Below are 14,308 nucleotides of genomic sequence, written 5' to 3' on the forward strand. Positions count from 1 at the left end.
CGCCCGACTGGGGCACGGCCGAGCCCGACGGCGCCTTCGCGCTGCGCGTGCTGCCCGGCCCCGAGTTCGACCTGTTCACGCCCGACGCGCAGGCGCTGCTGTGGAGCGAGCGCTGGCGCATCACGCCGCAGAGCAACCGCATGGGCAGCCGCCTCGCCGGCGCCGAGCTGCAGCGCAAGGCGGGCGGCGACATGCTGTCCTCGGGCGTGATTCCCGGCACGATCCAGGTGCCGCCTTCGGGCCAGCCGATCATCCTCATGGGCGATGCGCAGACCACCGGCGGCTACCCGCGCATCGGCGTGGTGATCCGCGCCGACCTCTGGAAGCTCGCGCAGGCGCCGCTCGGCGGCCGGCTGCGGCTGGTGCGCACCGACCTGTCGCACGCGCTCGCGGCCTGGGCCGGGCAGCAGCGCTACCTGGCGCAGGTGGCGCAAGGGCTCGCCGCTGCGGGCTGGCCCGGCGCGGCCTAGACTGTGGCCTGACGCAGGTGGCTCCCGCACCTGCCCCCGAGACGGAGAACATCCCATGCAGATCGACCTCAACGCCGACCTCGGCGAAGGCGCCGGCAGCGACGAAGCGCTGCTCGGCCTCGTGAGTTCCGCCAACATCGCCTGCGGCTGGCACGCGGGCGACGCCAGGACCATGCAGCAGTGCGTGCGCTGGGCCATGGCGCACGGCGTGGCGATCGGCGCGCACCCGAGCTTTCCCGACCGCGAGAACTTCGGTCGCAGCACCATGCACCTGCCGCCCGAGGAGATCGTCGCGAACGTGCTCTACCAGGTCGGCGCGCTGGCCGCGATCGTCAAGGCCGAAGGCGGCCGGCTCGCGCACGTGAAGCCGCACGGCCAGCTCTACAACCAGGCGGTGAAAGAACCCGAACTCGCCGAGGCGCTGTGCGAGGCGGTGCGCCGCTTCGACCCTTCGCTCAAGTTCTTCGGCCTGGCCGGCAGCAACATGATCGACGCGGCCCGCCGCGCCGGCCTGCAACCCGTGGAAGAAGTGTTCGCCGACCGCGGCTACATGCCCGACGGCAGCCTCGTGCCGCGCAGCCAGCCCGGCGCGCTCATCGAGAGCGAAGAACAGTCGTTGGCGCAAACCCTGTCGCTGGTGCGCGACCACCGCGTGGTCGCCATCGACGGCAGCACTGTGGCCGTCAACGCCCAGAGCGTGTGCCTGCACGGCGACGGCGCACACGCGTTGGCTTTTGCGCGGCGCATCCGCGAACGGCTGCAGCAGGAAGGCATCGACGTTCGCGCGATGGCCTAAACAGGATGCCGGCGAAGCGCGCTTCTCCCAACGTCCTGCTGACGGGCTTCGAGCCCTTCGAGCAGGAGCTGCTCAATCCATCATGGGAAGCGGTGCGCACGCTCGACGGCTGGAAGTGCGGCCGCGCCACGGTGCATGCGCGCCTCGTGCCCTGCGTTTTCGGCGAGGCGCTCGCCGCACTCGACCGCGCGATGGACGAGCTCCAGCCGACGCTGGTGATCTGCATCGGCCAGGCCGGCGGCCGCGCCGAGTTCACGCCGGAGCGCATCGCCATCAACGTCGACGACGCCCGCGTGCCCGACAACCTTGGCCGCCAGCCGATCGACGTGCCCGTGGTGCCTGGCGCGCCTGCGGCCTACTTCTCGAGCCTGCCCGTGAAGGCCATCGTGCGCGAACTGCGCGCGGGCGGCGTGCCGGCCTCGGTGTCGAACAGCGCGGGCACCTTCGTGTGCAACCACCTCTTCTACGGGCTGATGCACCGCATCGCGACGCACCCGTCGGCGAAGGGCGCACGCGGCGGCTTCATCCACATTCCCTACCTGCCCGCGCAGGCGGCGCGTTTTCCGGGTGCGCCCAGCATGGCGCTCGAGACGCTGGTCGATGCGTTGCGCATCACCGTGAAGACAGCACTCGCCGTGAAGCAGGACGTCGCGGAAACCGGCGGCCAGCTGCACTGACCGGGGTTCTCAAGCGCTGGGGAAGTGCTTGCCCAGCCAGGCGTTGAGCGCCGTGTTAACGAAGGCAGGCTTCTCCATCGTCAGCATGTGGCCGCACTGCGGCACCCACACCACCTCCGCGCGCGGCAGCAGCGCCGCCATCTCGCGGGTGCATTCGGGCGGCGCGAGGCGGTCGTCGTCGCCGCACATCAGCAGCACCGGCGCGCGCAGCAGGGCCAGGTGCGTGCGCGCGTCGGGGCGGCGCATCACGGCGTGGTTCTGGCGGATGAGCTGGGCCGCGCCGGCACCGAGCACGATGTCGAGGTAGCGCTGCACCAGCGCCGGGTTGGCGGCCTGCGCGGGATGGAAGGCGAAGGCGACGTTGGGCTCGATGATCTCGCGCACCTCGCCGCGCTCGAACCATTCGATGGCGCCTTCGCGCAGCGCGAACATGTCGGGCGTTTCGGGTCGTGCGCTGGTGCCCAGCAGCATCAACCCGGCGATGCGCTCGGGCGCCTGGCGCGCCGCTTCCATCGCGACCATGCCGCCCATCGAGGCGCCGCACAGCACCAGCGGGCCGTCGTGCTCGCGCAGCACGGCGCTGGCCATGCCTTCGATGGTGTCGTGGCGCGTCTGGACGTCGCTCACGCGGGCGCCGAAGGCGGCGGGAAGTGCGGGCAACTGGGCCTCCCAGAGGCGTTCGTCGCAGGCAAGGCCGGGCAGCAGGACAAGATGGGGCATGGGCCGATTTTGCGCGATCGGACGGCGTGTACGAGGTGGCAGTCGTGCAACAGCGGGTTGGCACGAAGCCGCCGTGTCATGCACTCGGGGGACAATGCATGCAATGTCCACCACCACCCCCGACTTCGCCCCCACCGACCTCATCCTGATCCGCCACGGCGAAACCGCCTGGAACCGCGAGCTGCGCTTCCAGGGCCACGCGGACGTCCCGCTCAACGACATCGGCCACGAGCAGGCACGCCGCCTCGGCCTGCGGCTCGCGGGCGAGACGGCACGGCACCTCATCAGCAGCGACCTCATGCGCGCCCAGCAGACCGCGGCGCCCGCGGCGCAGCAGCTGGCGCTGCCGGTCGTCACCTCGGTGGCGCTGCGCGAGCAGCATTTCGGCGTGGTCGAGGGCATGCGGGCCGACGAGATCCAGAGCCAGCATCCGCGCGCCTGGGAAGAGTGGCTGGAGTTCCGCGAAGACCACGCCATGCCGCAGGGCGAGAGCGCGCGCGAGTTCCATGCACGCGTGATCGGCGCGCTCGGCACGGTCGCCGCTGCACATCGCGGCCAGCGCCTGATCGTCGTCACGCACGGCGGCGTGCTCGACATGGTGTGGCGCACCGCCCGCGGCCTGAGCCTCAGCGGCCCGCGCCAGAGCGAGATCCCGAACGCGGGCTTCAACCGCATCCGCATCGCCGACCCGGCCGCGCCGGAAGCCATCGAGATCGTCGAGTGGGCCGACACGCGCCACCTCGCCGACCTGCCGCCGCAGCCGACCTACGACCAGCGGCGGCACCTGAAGAAGGACTGATGAGCCTTCGGCTCAGGCCGGGCAGCTGCCCGGCTTCGGCGTGCGCAGCAGCGGCACGCCGGCGCCCACGCCCGTGGGCTGGCCGCCGTCCACCGCGAGGCGGCCGTTCACCAGCACCGTGACCACGCCTTCGGACAGCAGCGTGGGCTGCGTGTAGGTGGCCTTGGCCGCAAAGCGCTTCGGATCGAACACCACCACGTCGGCGTGGTAGCCGGGGCGCAGGTGGCCGCGCTGCACGAGGCCCAGCGTGTCGGCCGTGTACGCGCTGCTGCTGCGGATGAACTGCGCCAGCGAGATCGCGCGCTCCTTCACCACGTACTGGTCGTACTTGCGCGCGAAGGTGCCGTACGCGCGCGGATGGCCCAGCGACGAGTCGGACGAGGTCATGACCCAGGGCCGCTTCATGAAGGCGCGCACGTCGTCGTCGCTCATGTTGAACGAGGCGATCATGAGGTCGCCGTCGCGCAGCACGGCGATGGCGGCGTCGACCGGGTCGGCGTTGGAGGCCTTGGCCACGTCGGCCAGCGTCTTGCCCACGTACTTCGTGCTGCCGGCCGAGAACAGGATGGCCTCGGGCCCGCCGCGCAGGCGCAGGTTCTCGCGCATGTCCTTGCGCAGGCGCTCCTGCTGCGCCGCATCGTCGAAGCGTTGCAGCGTCGCGGCGCGGCCGCCTTCGTTGGCCCAGGGCGGCAGCAGCGCGGCCGAGAAGCGCGTGCTCGACGCGGTCCAGGGGTAGTGGTCGGCCGTGATGTCCAGGCCCGCGGCGCGCTCCTTCTCGATGCGCCGGATGATGTCGCCGCTCTGGCCCTGCACGGCCACGCCCAGTGCCTTGATGTGTGCCACGTGCACCGGCAGCTTGGCCTCGTGGCCGATGCGGATCACCTCGTCGATCGAGCCCTTGAGGCCGACGTTGTACATGGCCTCGTCGCGGATGTGGCTGTCGTACAGGCCGCCGTGCGCGGCCGCCACCTTCGCGAGTTCGATGACCTCCTCGGTCTTCGAGAAATTCTGCGGCGGGTAGAACAGGCCCGTCGACAGCCCGAGCGCACCGTCGCACATCGCACGGGCCAGGTGCTGCTTCATGGTGTCCATCTGCGCGGGCGTGGGGGCGCGGTTGGCCTCGCCGAGCTGGCTGATGCGCAGCGGCCCGAAGCCCGCGTACATCGCGACGTTGGTGCCGACCGGCACGGCGCGCAGCTTCTGTGTCTGCGCCGCGATGTCGTAGCCGCCGAAGCCGTCGTTGCCGATCACGGCCGTGGTCACGCCCTGCGTGAGGAAGGGAATGTTCAGGCGCTTGCGCGCGTCGCTCGAGAGCAGGTCGGCGTCGGCGTGCGTGTGGGCGTCGATGAAGCCGGGCGCCACCACGAGGCCGGTGGCGTCGATGGTGCGGCGCGCGCTGAACTGCGCTGGCATGGCGCGGCCCGCGAACACGATGCGGTCGCCCGCAATGCCGACGTCGCCGACCACCGGCGTGTCGCTGTCGCCCGTGTAGATCGTGCCGCCGCGCAGCAGCAGGTCGAGCTCGACGGGAGCTTCAGCGGCGGTGGCGTGGAAGGGCGAGGCGAGGGCCGCGAGAACGGCCAGCGTGACGAGGGAGCGCTGCATGGGCGAACGGGAAGAGAGCGGGAGGAGCGACCAGTTTAGGAGTCGCTCCCGCGCGGCCGTTAATTCCTTTTGTGCCACGCCCCATGACCGGAAGGCATGGGTGGCGAACCGCTCACGCCCTGGCGAGTTTCCCCAGTCCCAGCCGCGCGTAGACCGCATCTGTCTGCCGCCGCAGCCGCAGCGATTCGGGCTGGCCGTTGAGCTGCTGCTGCAGCAGGCTCTGCGCGCCTGCGAGCGCGGACTCGGTGCCGGTGCGCACCAGCGCGTCGAGGTACAGCTGCTCGAACAGGTCGCGCTGCGCATGGCTGCCGCCGATCTCGATCATGCGCGGCAGCGCCACACCCAGGCCCTCGACCGCGCCCGCCACATCGCCGCGCGCATGGGCCACGAGGCCGCGCGCGGCCGGCACGCACACACGCTGCCACGCGGCGCGCGTGAAGGCCGGCGCGACGGGTGCGAAGGCCTCGATGTTGTGCAGCAGCACCTGCGCCTCGGGCCGGCCGGCGCGCGCCAGGCCATAGAGGTACTGCAGGTCGAGAAAAGGCAGCACGTGGTCGGCCTGGCGCTGCCGCAGGTGGTCGGCCACGTCGTCCCAGCGCGCACCGACGTCGATGCCCGCCAGCTCGAGCCGCGCAAGCAACGACACGGCGCCGATCTGGTCCTGCGAGTAGTCCTTCACCACGCCCCAGGCGTGTTCGTCGTACACGGCGAGCGCTTCGGCGTCGCGGCCCAGGTCGATGAGGAACAGCGCCACGTGCCACCAGTTGTGCGTGACCATGAAGGAGTTGAGCCCGGTCCAGGTGTCGCTCACGGTGTGCATGAACGCCAGCCCCTCGGCCAGCCGGCCTTCGGTGAGCATCACGTGCGCCAGCGCATGGTGCGCCCAGGGCTCCTTGCGGCACAGGCCGATCGCACGGCGCGCGCTGGCTTCGGCCTCGCGCAGCAGGTGGCACTGCTCGTAGCCGAAGGCCGCCATGCCGTGCACGTAGGGCACCTCGGCCGCGGCCGGCAGCGCTGCGAGCGCCAGCCGCAGCATGCCGGGGCAGTCGCCGGTGTTGAAGCAGTGGTACTGGCCCAGCTTCACCGACACCAGGTCGCGTGGATGCTCGCGCGCCTGCTCGGCATGCAGCGCGATGGCGCGCGCGATGTCGCCGTCGGCCCAGGCCTGGACCGCGGCGATGTAGCGCTGCTCGCGCGGCGTGGCGTGCGCCGCACCGGCGCGGGCCTTGTCGAGGAAGGGCTGCGCGTTGGTCGCGGCCTCGCGCGATTCGGCGAACAGGTGCAGCGTCGCGCAGTAGGCCTGCACGATCGGGCTGGCATCGCGCTCGGCCAGCGCCAGCAGGTTCACGGCGCGCGCCTCGGTCGAGAGAAAGCCCATGACGAAGTCGTCGACCAACGCGAGGCTGGCGGCGTCGTCGAGCGTGAGCGGATTGCCGAGGCTGTCGGCGGTGAGCGGGGTTCCGTGGGAGGGCATGGCGGCATGGTGCCACGCCCCCGGCGTCTTTCAAGAAGTCTTCTCAGACACCCGCTTGCTGGTGGCGGTACTCCTGCGTCTGGCCGCCATAGCCGTAGGCCGCGGCGCGCGCGTCGATCACGTGGATGTACGAGACCTCGTGCAGGTCGGGCCGCAGCCGCGCCATGGCCGCGTGCACCTCGCGCAGGTAGCGCGCCTTCTCGGCCTTGGTGTTGGTCTCGTCGGTCACGCTGATGTCCAGGTGGAAGGCCGACTTGCCGAGTTCGGCCAGCGACTTGCCGCCGATGAACCAGCTGTCGGCGGCGATGTACTGCACCGTGACGGCGATGACCGGCAGCGCCTTGCCCAGCACGCTCTGCGTGAGCTCGGCGACCGTGTCGACGGTCTTGCGGGTGAGGGCGGCGTCAGGCTGGCCGGAGAGGTGGACGACGATGTGGGGCATGGTGGACTCCTTTTTGCGTTGAAGAACGGGTGGTCGATGGGGTGATTGTGGGCGTCGCCTAGTCATCGGAAAAGCGGGAAGATATGATGGAATCCATCGGATCAGCGAATGGATAGGCAGGCACCATGCAAGGCTTCGACCTCGAACAGTTGCGCACCCTGGTGGCGGTGGCCGACGCCGGCAGCCTCACGGCCGCGGCGCCGCGCGTGTACCTGTCGCAGTCCTCGGTGAGCGAGCAGATCCGCAAGCTCGAGGAGCGCGCCGGCCAGTCGCTGCTGACGCGCAGCAAGGCCGGCGTGGCGCCCACCGAGGCGGGCCTGCGATTGCTGGGGCACGCGCGGCGCATCCTCGCGCTGAGCGACGAGGCCTTTCGCGACCTGCGCGGCGAAACCCTGCAGGGCGAGTTGCGGCTGGCCGTGACCGACTACTTCCGCCCCGGCGACCTCACCCGCCTGCTGGGCCGGCTCGGCGAGCGCTATCCGCAGGTGCGGCTGCACGTGACCATCCTGAAGAGCGACGCGCTGCGCACCGCCTATGCGCATGGCGATTTCGACGTGGGCCTGGCCATGAACATCGCGGGGGCGAATGCAGCAGCGGCCAGCAGCGGTGCCGTGCTGCGGCGCGAATCGCTGGCTTGGCTTGGCGCGACCGGCCTGCGCGTGGTGCGCGGCGAGCCGGTGCGGCTGCTGGCGCTGCCCGACACCTGTTCGCTGCACCAGTTCACCGTGTCCCTGCTGCGCCGCCGCCGCGTGCCCTACGTGCTGGCGCATGTCGCGTCGGGGGTGGCGGGCCTGCAGTCGGCCCTGGCCGCGGGCCTGGGCGTGGCCTGCCTCAACGAATCGGCGATAGGGGAGGGCATCGCGCGGCTCGCACCGCCGCATGGGCTGCCGGCGCTGCCGCGCGTGGCGTTCCAGTGGCTGCCCGCGCGGCGGGGCGAGACCGCGTTCGTGACGCGGGCGCGGGAGATGCTGTCGTTGCAGCTGGCCTGAAGGCCGTGCTCAGACCTGCGGCCAGGGCCGCTGCACTTCCCGGATCTGCTCGAACGCACGCGCCACGCGCAGCACGCCGAGGTCGTCGAAGCGCTGCCCCGCAATCTGCAGCCCGATCGGCAAACCGCCGGCCGAGTACCCGCAGTTCACCGACGCCGCCGGCTGCTCCGACATGTTGAACGGCACGGTGAAGCCGATGTGCTCCAGCGGCCGCAGCGGGTCGTTGGTGGGCGAGGGCGCCTCAGCCGCTGCCGGCATGTTGGGCGACACCGGCGAGATCACGTAGTCGAAGCGCGCGCAGGCGTTCACCGTCGTGACGCGCGTGGCGTGGAACTGGCTGAAGCTGCGGAACACGTGCTCGCCGCTGAACTCGGCGGCGCTCTCGGCCCATTCGCGGATGTAGGGCAGCACCTTGGCACGCTGGTCGGGGCGCAGGGCCTTCAGGTCCACGAGCGAGCGCATGCGCCACAGGTGGTCCATGCCGTCGAGCAGGGCCTGCGACATGAAGGGCTGCATGGGCTCGACCGTGGCGCCGGCCTTCTCGAACAGGCGCGCGGCCTGCTCGACCGCGGCCTGGATCTCGGGTTCGACCGCGAGGCCGCAGCCGGCGTCGAGCAGCAGCCCGATGCGCAGGCCGCGCAGGTGGTCGGGCGCGACGTCGAACGCAGCCCAGTCGATGTCCTGCGCGGGCAGGCTCATGCTGTCGCGCGCGTCGGGCCGGGCCAGCGCCTGCATCATGAGCGCGGCGTCGCCGACGGTACGCGTCATGGGGCCGGCGGCGCGGCCCATGTAGGGCGGGTCGATCGGGACGCGTCCCAGGCTGGGCTTGAGCGTGAAGATGCCGCACCAGCTGGCGGGCAGCCGCAGCGAGCCGCCGATGTCGGTGCCCAGGTGCAGCGGGCCGTAGCCTGCGGCGGCAGCCGCGCCGGCGCCGGCGCTGGAACCGCCCGGCGTGCGGCTCAAGTCCCAGGGGTTGCGCGCCAGCGTGTGAAAGCTCGACAGCCCCGACGACAGCATGCCGTAGTCGGGCATGGTGGTTTTGCTGACGATGACGGCGCCGGCTTCCTTCAGGCGTGCGGCCGGCGGGGCGTCGGCGGCAGCGGGCATGAGGTCGACCGCGGCGGTGCCCGCGGGCAGCGGGTCGCCGCGCGTGGCGATGTTTTCCTTGATCGTGGTCGGCACGCCGTCGAGCGGGCCGCGCGCGTCGCCGCGCTGCCAGCGCTGCTCCGAGGCGCGCGCCTGCTCCAGCGCGGCCTCGGGCCGGAACAGCCACGTGGCCTGCAGCCGGGGCTCGCAGTGCTCGATGCGCGCGATGACGGCGCGCGTCACCTCGACCGGCGACAGGCGCTTCTCGCGGTAGGCCGCGGAGAGCTCCTGCGCCGACAGGTCGCTCAACGAAGGCAGGGAAGGGTCAGGCACTGCGGGGCTCATCCCCACGACAGGGCCGACAGGTCGTTCACGAAGATCGGGTTCTCTTTCCAGAGGCCCTTGACGTTCTTCTTGGCCACGGTCGGGAACTGCGGCTGGTAGAGGAAGCCGTTGGCCGCGTCGGTGGCCAGCAGCTTCTGCGCCTCGCCCAGCAGCTTGTTGCGCTCGGCCGCGTTGCCGGTGGACTTGATCTTGTCGAACAGCGTGTCGAAGGCTTTCGACTGGTAGCCCCAGTAGTAGTCGGGCTTGGCGTAGTTGCCCAGGTCGAAGGGCTCGACGTGCGAAATGATCGACAGGTCGTAGTCCTTGTTGGTGTAGGTGCCGCTGAGCCACTGCGCCCACTCGACGTTCTGGATCTTCACGTTGATGCCGATCTTGGCGAGCTGGGCCACGATGACTTCGCCGCCCTGGCGCGCGTACGGCGGCGGGGGCAGGGTCATGCGCAGTTCGAGCGGGGTCTTCACGCCGGCCTCGGCCAGCAGCTTCTTGGCCTTCTCGATGTCGAAGGGGTTGATGCCCGTGGTGTCGACATAGCCCGCGGCGCCCGGCACGTAGTGGCTGCCGATCGGCACGCCCAGGCCGTCGGCCGCGCCCTCGATGAAGGCCTTGCGGTCGATGGCCGCGAGGATGGCGCGGCGCACGCGCACGTCGTCGAGCGGCTTCTTCTTGTTGTTGATCGAGAGGATGGTCTTGGCGCGCGAACCGGCCAGGATGGTCTGGAACTGCGGGTTGTTGCGGAACTGCGGCACGGCGCGCGTGCCGATGCGCGTGAACACGTCCACGTCGCCCGAGAGCACGGCGGCGGCCTGCGCGGCGGTGTCCGAGATGAAGCGGAACGTGACCTTGTTGATCTTCGCGACGGCGGGGGCGCGGAAGCCCTCCCACTTGCTCAGCGTGATCGACGAGCCCTTGGCCCAGTTGTCCAGCTTGTAGGGGCCGGTGCCGATCGGCTTGGTGGCGTTGCCCTCGGCGCTCTTGGGCTCGACGATGGCGGCCGTGGCCTGGCCCAGCACGAAGGGCAGGTCGGGGTCGATCTCCTTGTTGATGACCACGACAGTGTGCTCGTCGACCACCTGGGTGGCGAGGTTGGCGAAGGTGCGCTTGTCCTTGTTGGTGCTCTTCTCGCCGCCGGCGCGGTCGAAGGCGAACTTGACGGTGGACGCGTTGAAGGGCTCGCCGTTCTGGAACTTGACGCCCTTGCGCAGCTTGAAGGTGTAGGTCTTCAGGTCGGGCGAGATTTCCCAGCTCTCGGCCAGGAGCGGCGTGACGCTGCCGTCGACGTTGATCTTGGTCAGCGTTTCCAGGATGTTGTACTGCACGACCTCGGCGATGGCGGCGGCGGCGCCGGTGGTCGGGTCCAGGCCCGGCGGCTCCAGGGCCATGCCGATCACGATGGCGTCCTTGCGGCCCTGCGCCATGCCGGCCAGCGGGGTGGCCAGGGCGACGGTGGCGCCGGCGGTGGTAAGGAGCGTGCGACGGTTCAACATACGGGGTGATCTCCGGAAAACGGTCAGTGTCGAATGACTGCTTCGGCGCGCACCGTGCCCCAGGGGGAAGCGCAGCGCCACGAAAGAAAGACACACAGCACGAAAGATGCCACGTGCAGCGGATCATTCTCTCGCAGCAGGCCCCCCGGTGCGCGCCGGCGCGGGCGGTTTTTCCTCGGGACGTTCCCGGATGGGCGAGCGATCTTGCGCGAAGCCAAGCGCTTGCGCCACCAGATGCTCATGACCGATCTGTCCGAGGCTGCGCCCCGGTGACTTCAGGCGGCGCGCAGCGTGCCGCCGGGCGGCGTGTGCAGCACCGCCGACAGCAGGGTGCGGGTGTACGGATGCTGCGCGTGATGGAACAGCTCGGCCGGCGGCCCCTGCTCCACGATCTGGCCCTTGAACACCACGCACACCTCGTCGCACAGGTGGTTGACCACCGCGAGATCGTGGCTGATGAGCAGGTAGCTGATGCCGAACTGCTGCTGCAGGTCCTGCATGAGGTTGAGCACCTGGGCCTGCACGGAGACGTCGAGCGCGCTCACGGGCTCGTCGGCGACGATGAGCTTGGGCCGCGTGATGAGCGCGCGCGCGATCGCGATGCGCTGGCGCTGGCCGCCGGAGAACTCGTGCGGGTACTTGTCGAGGTCGGTGGTGCGCAGGCCGACGGCGGCGAGCGCTTCGGCGGCGCGCTCGCGCTGCTCGGCGCGGCGCGTTTCGGCCAGCGCTTCGAGCGGCTCGGCGACGATGCGCGCGACGGTCTGGCGCGGGTCGAGCGAGCCGTACGGGTCCTGAAAGACCATCTGGAAGTCGCGCCGCGCGGTGCGCAGCTCGGCCTTCGAGAGCGCGTGCAGGTTGCGGCCTTCGAGCGCGACGCTGCCCGAGGTCGGTGTGTCCAGCGCCATCACGAGGCGCGCGATGGTCGACTTGCCCGAGCCCGATTCGCCGACGATGCCCACGCTCTTGCCGGCCTGCACGCTGAAGCTCACGCCGTTGAGCGCCTTCACGGTGGGCGGCGGGCCGAAGAGCTTTTCGCGCGGCAGGGCGTAGTGCCGCACGAGGTCGGTCACCTGCAGCAGCGGGGTCGATGGATTCATGGCGCAACAGCCTGCGCGGCTGCAATTTCTTCAAGACGCATGCAGCGCACCGCGTGGTCCGGCGGCAGCACCGTGGCGGAGGGCCGCGTGGTGTGGCAGGCGTCGACTGTGTAGGCGCAGCGGCCCGCGAACGGGCAGCCCGGTGGCAGGTCGACCAGCTCGGGCACGCTGCCGCGGATGGTGGCCAGGCGCAGGCCGCGCGGCGCACCGATGGCGGGGCGCGCGGCGAACAGGCCTTGCGTGTAGGGGTGGGCGCGCTTGGCGAACACGGCGTCGGTGGGGCCGCTCTCGACCACGCTGCCGCCGTACATCACGAGCATCTTCGATACCGTCTGCGAGATCACGCCGAGGTCGTGCGAGATCAAAATCAGCGCCATGCCGCGCTCGGCCACGAGGCCCTGGATGAGTTCCAGGATCTGCTTCTGGATCGTCACGTCGAGCGCGGTGGTGGGCTCGTCGGCAATCAGCAGGTCGGGCCCGCAGGCCAGCGCCATCGCGATGCCGATGCGCTGGCGCTGCCCGCCCGAGAACTGGTGTGGGTAGGCATCGAGGCGCGAGGCGGCATCGGGAATGCCGACGCGGTCGAGCAGCGCGAGCACTTCCTTGCGCGCCTCGGCCTTCGACAGGCCGCGATGCAGCCGCAGCGGTTCGCCGACCTGGCGCGCGATGGTGTGCACGGGGTTCAGCGCCGTCATCGGCTCCTGGAAGATCATGCCGATGCGGTTGCCGCGGATCTGGCACATGTCCTTTTCGTCGCGCCCGACCAGCTCGGTGCCGTCGAAGCGGATGCTGCCCGTGACCTTCGCGGTCGCGGGCAGCAGGCCCATGAGCGACATGACGGTGATCGACTTGCCGCAGCCCGACTCGCCGACGATGCCCAGCGTTTCGCCGCGCTCCAACGAGAAGGAAATGCCGCGCACGGCTTCGGCCGGGCCGCGTTGCGTCTGCAGGCCGATGTGGAGGTCGTTGACTTCGAGAAGCGCCATGGCGTGCTTGTTTACCTCGCGCGCGCCAGGCGCGGATCGAGCAGGTCGCGCAGGCCGTCGCCCATCAGGTTCAGGCCGAGCACCGCCAGGGCGATGGCCATGCCGGGGAAGACGGCCAGCAGCGGCTGCTGGAACATGAGGGTCTGGGCTTCGCTGAGCATGCGGCCCCATGACGGTTGCGGTGGTTGCGTGCCGAGGCCGAGGTAGGAGAGGGCGGCTTCCGCCAGGATCGCGATGGCGAAGCGGATGGTGATCTGCACGATCAGCACGGCGGAGATGTTGGGCAGCACGTGCTGCATCGTGATCGCGAACGATCCCTTGCCGCAGGCGCGTGCTGCGGCGACGTACTCGCGTGACCAGATGGCGTTGGCCGAAGCGCGCGTGATGCGTGCGAAGGTCGGGATGTTGTAGATGCCGATGGCGATGATCGCGTTGACGATGCCGGCGCCGAACACGGCGGTCATCATGATCGCGGAGAGGATGGCGGGGAAGGCGAGCGTGAAGTCCGACAGGCGCATCACCGCTTCTTCGACCCAGCCGCGTCTCGCAGCAGCGAGCAGGCCCAGCGCGGTGCCGACCACGAGGCCGATGCCAACGGCGATCACGCCCACGAGGATGGACGCGCGCGCGCCCACCAGCAGCAGCGAGGCCACGTCGCGCCCGAAGGCATCGGTGCCGAGCCAGTGCGTGGCCGAGGGCCCCTGCATCTTGTTCGCCATGTCCATCGCGTAGGGCGACCACGGCGTCCAGACCAGGGAGAGCACGGCAGCGATCAGCAGCAGCAGGCTCAGCACGCCGCCGATCGCGAAGCTGCGGTGGTGCAGGGCGCGGCGCCAGAAGCCCGGCACCTTGAGCGCGACGGCGCTGGGAACTGTGGTCGTGCTCATACGTCGCTCGCCTTGATGCGCGGGTCGATCACGGCGTAGAGCACGTCGACCACGAAGTTCACGATGACCACCATCGCCGCGAGCAGCATCACGCAGTTGCGCACCACGATCAGGTCGCGGTTGCTGATGGCCTGGAAGATCAGCCGGCCCAGCCCGGGCAGGTAGAACACGTTCTCCACCACGATGGTGCCGGCCAGCAGTTCGGAGAACTGCATGCCCATGACGGTGATGACCGGGATCATCGCGTTGCGCAGCACGTGGGTCCACAGCACCATGCGCTGGGACACGCCCTTGGCGCGCGCGGTACGCACGAAGTCTTCGCGCATCACCTCGAGCACGGCCGAGCGCGTGATGCGCGCGAGGATGGCTGCCTGCACTACGGCCAGCGAGAGCGCCGGCAGCAGCAGCGATTTCAATCCCGCGAAGATGCCTTCACCCCAGCCCTCGAAGC

At 70.3% G+C, this 14,308-nt stretch carries 15 protein-coding genes; 5 read left to right on the forward strand and 10 right to left on the reverse strand.

Features of this window, described 5'->3' with window-relative positions; all coding sequences use genetic code 11:
• The 3 genes from VBO01S_RS27465 to pcp form a co-directional block, all read left to right on the forward strand.
• The coding region (locus VBO01S_RS27465; protein WP_502688673.1) for a 5-oxoprolinase subunit C family protein at window positions 1–470 on the forward strand (470 nt) is incomplete at its 5' end.
• A gap of 55 nt (window positions 471–525) precedes the next feature.
• Complete coding sequence (gene pxpA / locus VBO01S_RS27470; RefSeq protein ID WP_062481323.1) at window positions 526–1,266, forward strand: 5-oxoprolinase subunit PxpA; 741 nt, start codon at window positions 526–528, stop codon at window positions 1,264–1,266.
• A 5-nt stretch (window positions 1,267–1,271) separates the two neighbouring features.
• Window positions 1,272–1,943, forward strand: a complete 672-nt coding sequence (gene pcp, locus VBO01S_RS27475) for a pyroglutamyl-peptidase I (RefSeq protein WP_062481324.1) — start codon at window positions 1,272–1,274, stop codon at window positions 1,941–1,943.
• A 9-nt stretch (window positions 1,944–1,952) separates the two neighbouring features.
• Here pcp and VBO01S_RS27480 read toward each other — a convergent pair whose 3' ends face one another.
• Entirely contained in the window at window positions 1,953–2,663 is a 711-nt protein-coding gene (locus VBO01S_RS27480; protein WP_174543705.1) for an alpha/beta fold hydrolase, read from the reverse strand.
• Between the two features lie 103 nt (window positions 2,664–2,766).
• Between VBO01S_RS27480 and VBO01S_RS27485 the strand changes: the two genes are divergently transcribed.
• Window positions 2,767–3,462, forward strand: coding sequence for a histidine phosphatase family protein (locus VBO01S_RS27485; RefSeq protein ID WP_062481326.1), 696 nt, complete (start codon window positions 2,767–2,769; stop codon window positions 3,460–3,462).
• Between the two features lie 12 nt (window positions 3,463–3,474).
• On the opposite strand, the gene VBO01S_RS27490 is transcribed toward VBO01S_RS27485, so the two are convergent.
• The 3 genes from VBO01S_RS27490 to VBO01S_RS27500 all read right to left on the reverse strand — a co-directional run bounded on the left by VBO01S_RS27490 (window position 3,475) and on the right by VBO01S_RS27500 (window position 6,983).
• Complete coding sequence (locus VBO01S_RS27490) at window positions 3,475–5,067, reverse strand: N-acyl-D-amino-acid deacylase family protein (protein ID WP_062481328.1); 1,593 nt, start codon at window positions 5,065–5,067, stop codon at window positions 3,475–3,477.
• Between the two features lie 112 nt (window positions 5,068–5,179).
• Window positions 5,180–6,541 carry a tetratricopeptide repeat protein gene (locus VBO01S_RS27495; RefSeq protein WP_062481330.1) on the reverse strand — a complete coding sequence of 454 codons (1,362 nt, stop codon included), beginning with the start codon at window positions 6,539–6,541 and terminating at the stop codon, window positions 5,180–5,182.
• A 43-nt stretch (window positions 6,542–6,584) separates the two neighbouring features.
• Window positions 6,585–6,983, reverse strand: coding sequence for a tautomerase family protein (locus tag VBO01S_RS27500; protein ID WP_062481337.1), 399 nt, complete (start codon window positions 6,981–6,983; stop codon window positions 6,585–6,587).
• A 125-nt stretch (window positions 6,984–7,108) separates the two neighbouring features.
• Between VBO01S_RS27500 and VBO01S_RS27505 the strand changes: the two genes are divergently transcribed.
• Window positions 7,109–7,972, forward strand: coding sequence for a LysR family transcriptional regulator (locus tag VBO01S_RS27505; RefSeq protein ID WP_062481339.1), 864 nt, complete (start codon window positions 7,109–7,111; stop codon window positions 7,970–7,972).
• Between the two features lie 9 nt (window positions 7,973–7,981).
• Here VBO01S_RS27505 and VBO01S_RS27510 read toward each other — a convergent pair whose 3' ends face one another.
• The 6 genes from VBO01S_RS27510 to VBO01S_RS27535 form a co-directional block, all read right to left on the reverse strand.
• Window positions 7,982–9,376, reverse strand: coding sequence for an amidase (locus VBO01S_RS27510; protein ID WP_370681951.1), 1,395 nt, complete (start codon window positions 9,374–9,376; stop codon window positions 7,982–7,984).
• A 23-nt stretch (window positions 9,377–9,399) separates the two neighbouring features.
• Window positions 9,400–10,887, reverse strand: a complete 1,488-nt coding sequence (locus VBO01S_RS27515) for an ABC transporter substrate-binding protein (RefSeq protein ID WP_062481343.1) — start codon at window positions 10,885–10,887, stop codon at window positions 9,400–9,402.
• Between the two features lie 275 nt (window positions 10,888–11,162).
• Entirely contained in the window at window positions 11,163–11,984 is an 822-nt protein-coding gene (locus VBO01S_RS27520; RefSeq protein ID WP_062481345.1) for an ATP-binding cassette domain-containing protein, read from the reverse strand.
• Window positions 11,981–12,970 (reverse strand): ABC transporter ATP-binding protein, encoded by a 990-nt coding sequence (locus VBO01S_RS27525; RefSeq protein WP_062481347.1) that lies wholly within the window; start codon window positions 12,968–12,970, stop codon window positions 11,981–11,983. Before VBO01S_RS27525 ends, VBO01S_RS27520 begins: the two co-directional genes overlap by 4 nt.
• Before the next feature lie 11 nt (window positions 12,971–12,981).
• A complete protein-coding gene (locus VBO01S_RS27530) occupies window positions 12,982–13,857 on the reverse strand; it encodes an ABC transporter permease (RefSeq protein ID WP_062481348.1) in 876 nt (291 codons plus the stop codon).
• On the reverse strand, window positions 13,854–14,308 hold a 455-nt coding region (locus VBO01S_RS27535; RefSeq protein WP_157627471.1), incomplete at its 5' end, for an ABC transporter permease. The genes VBO01S_RS27535 and VBO01S_RS27530, both read right to left, overlap by 4 nt.

The sequence above is a fragment of the Variovorax boronicumulans NBRC 103145 genome, from assembly GCF_001591345.1.
Taxonomy (GTDB): Bacteria; Pseudomonadota; Gammaproteobacteria; order Burkholderiales; family Burkholderiaceae_C; genus Variovorax; species Variovorax boronicumulans.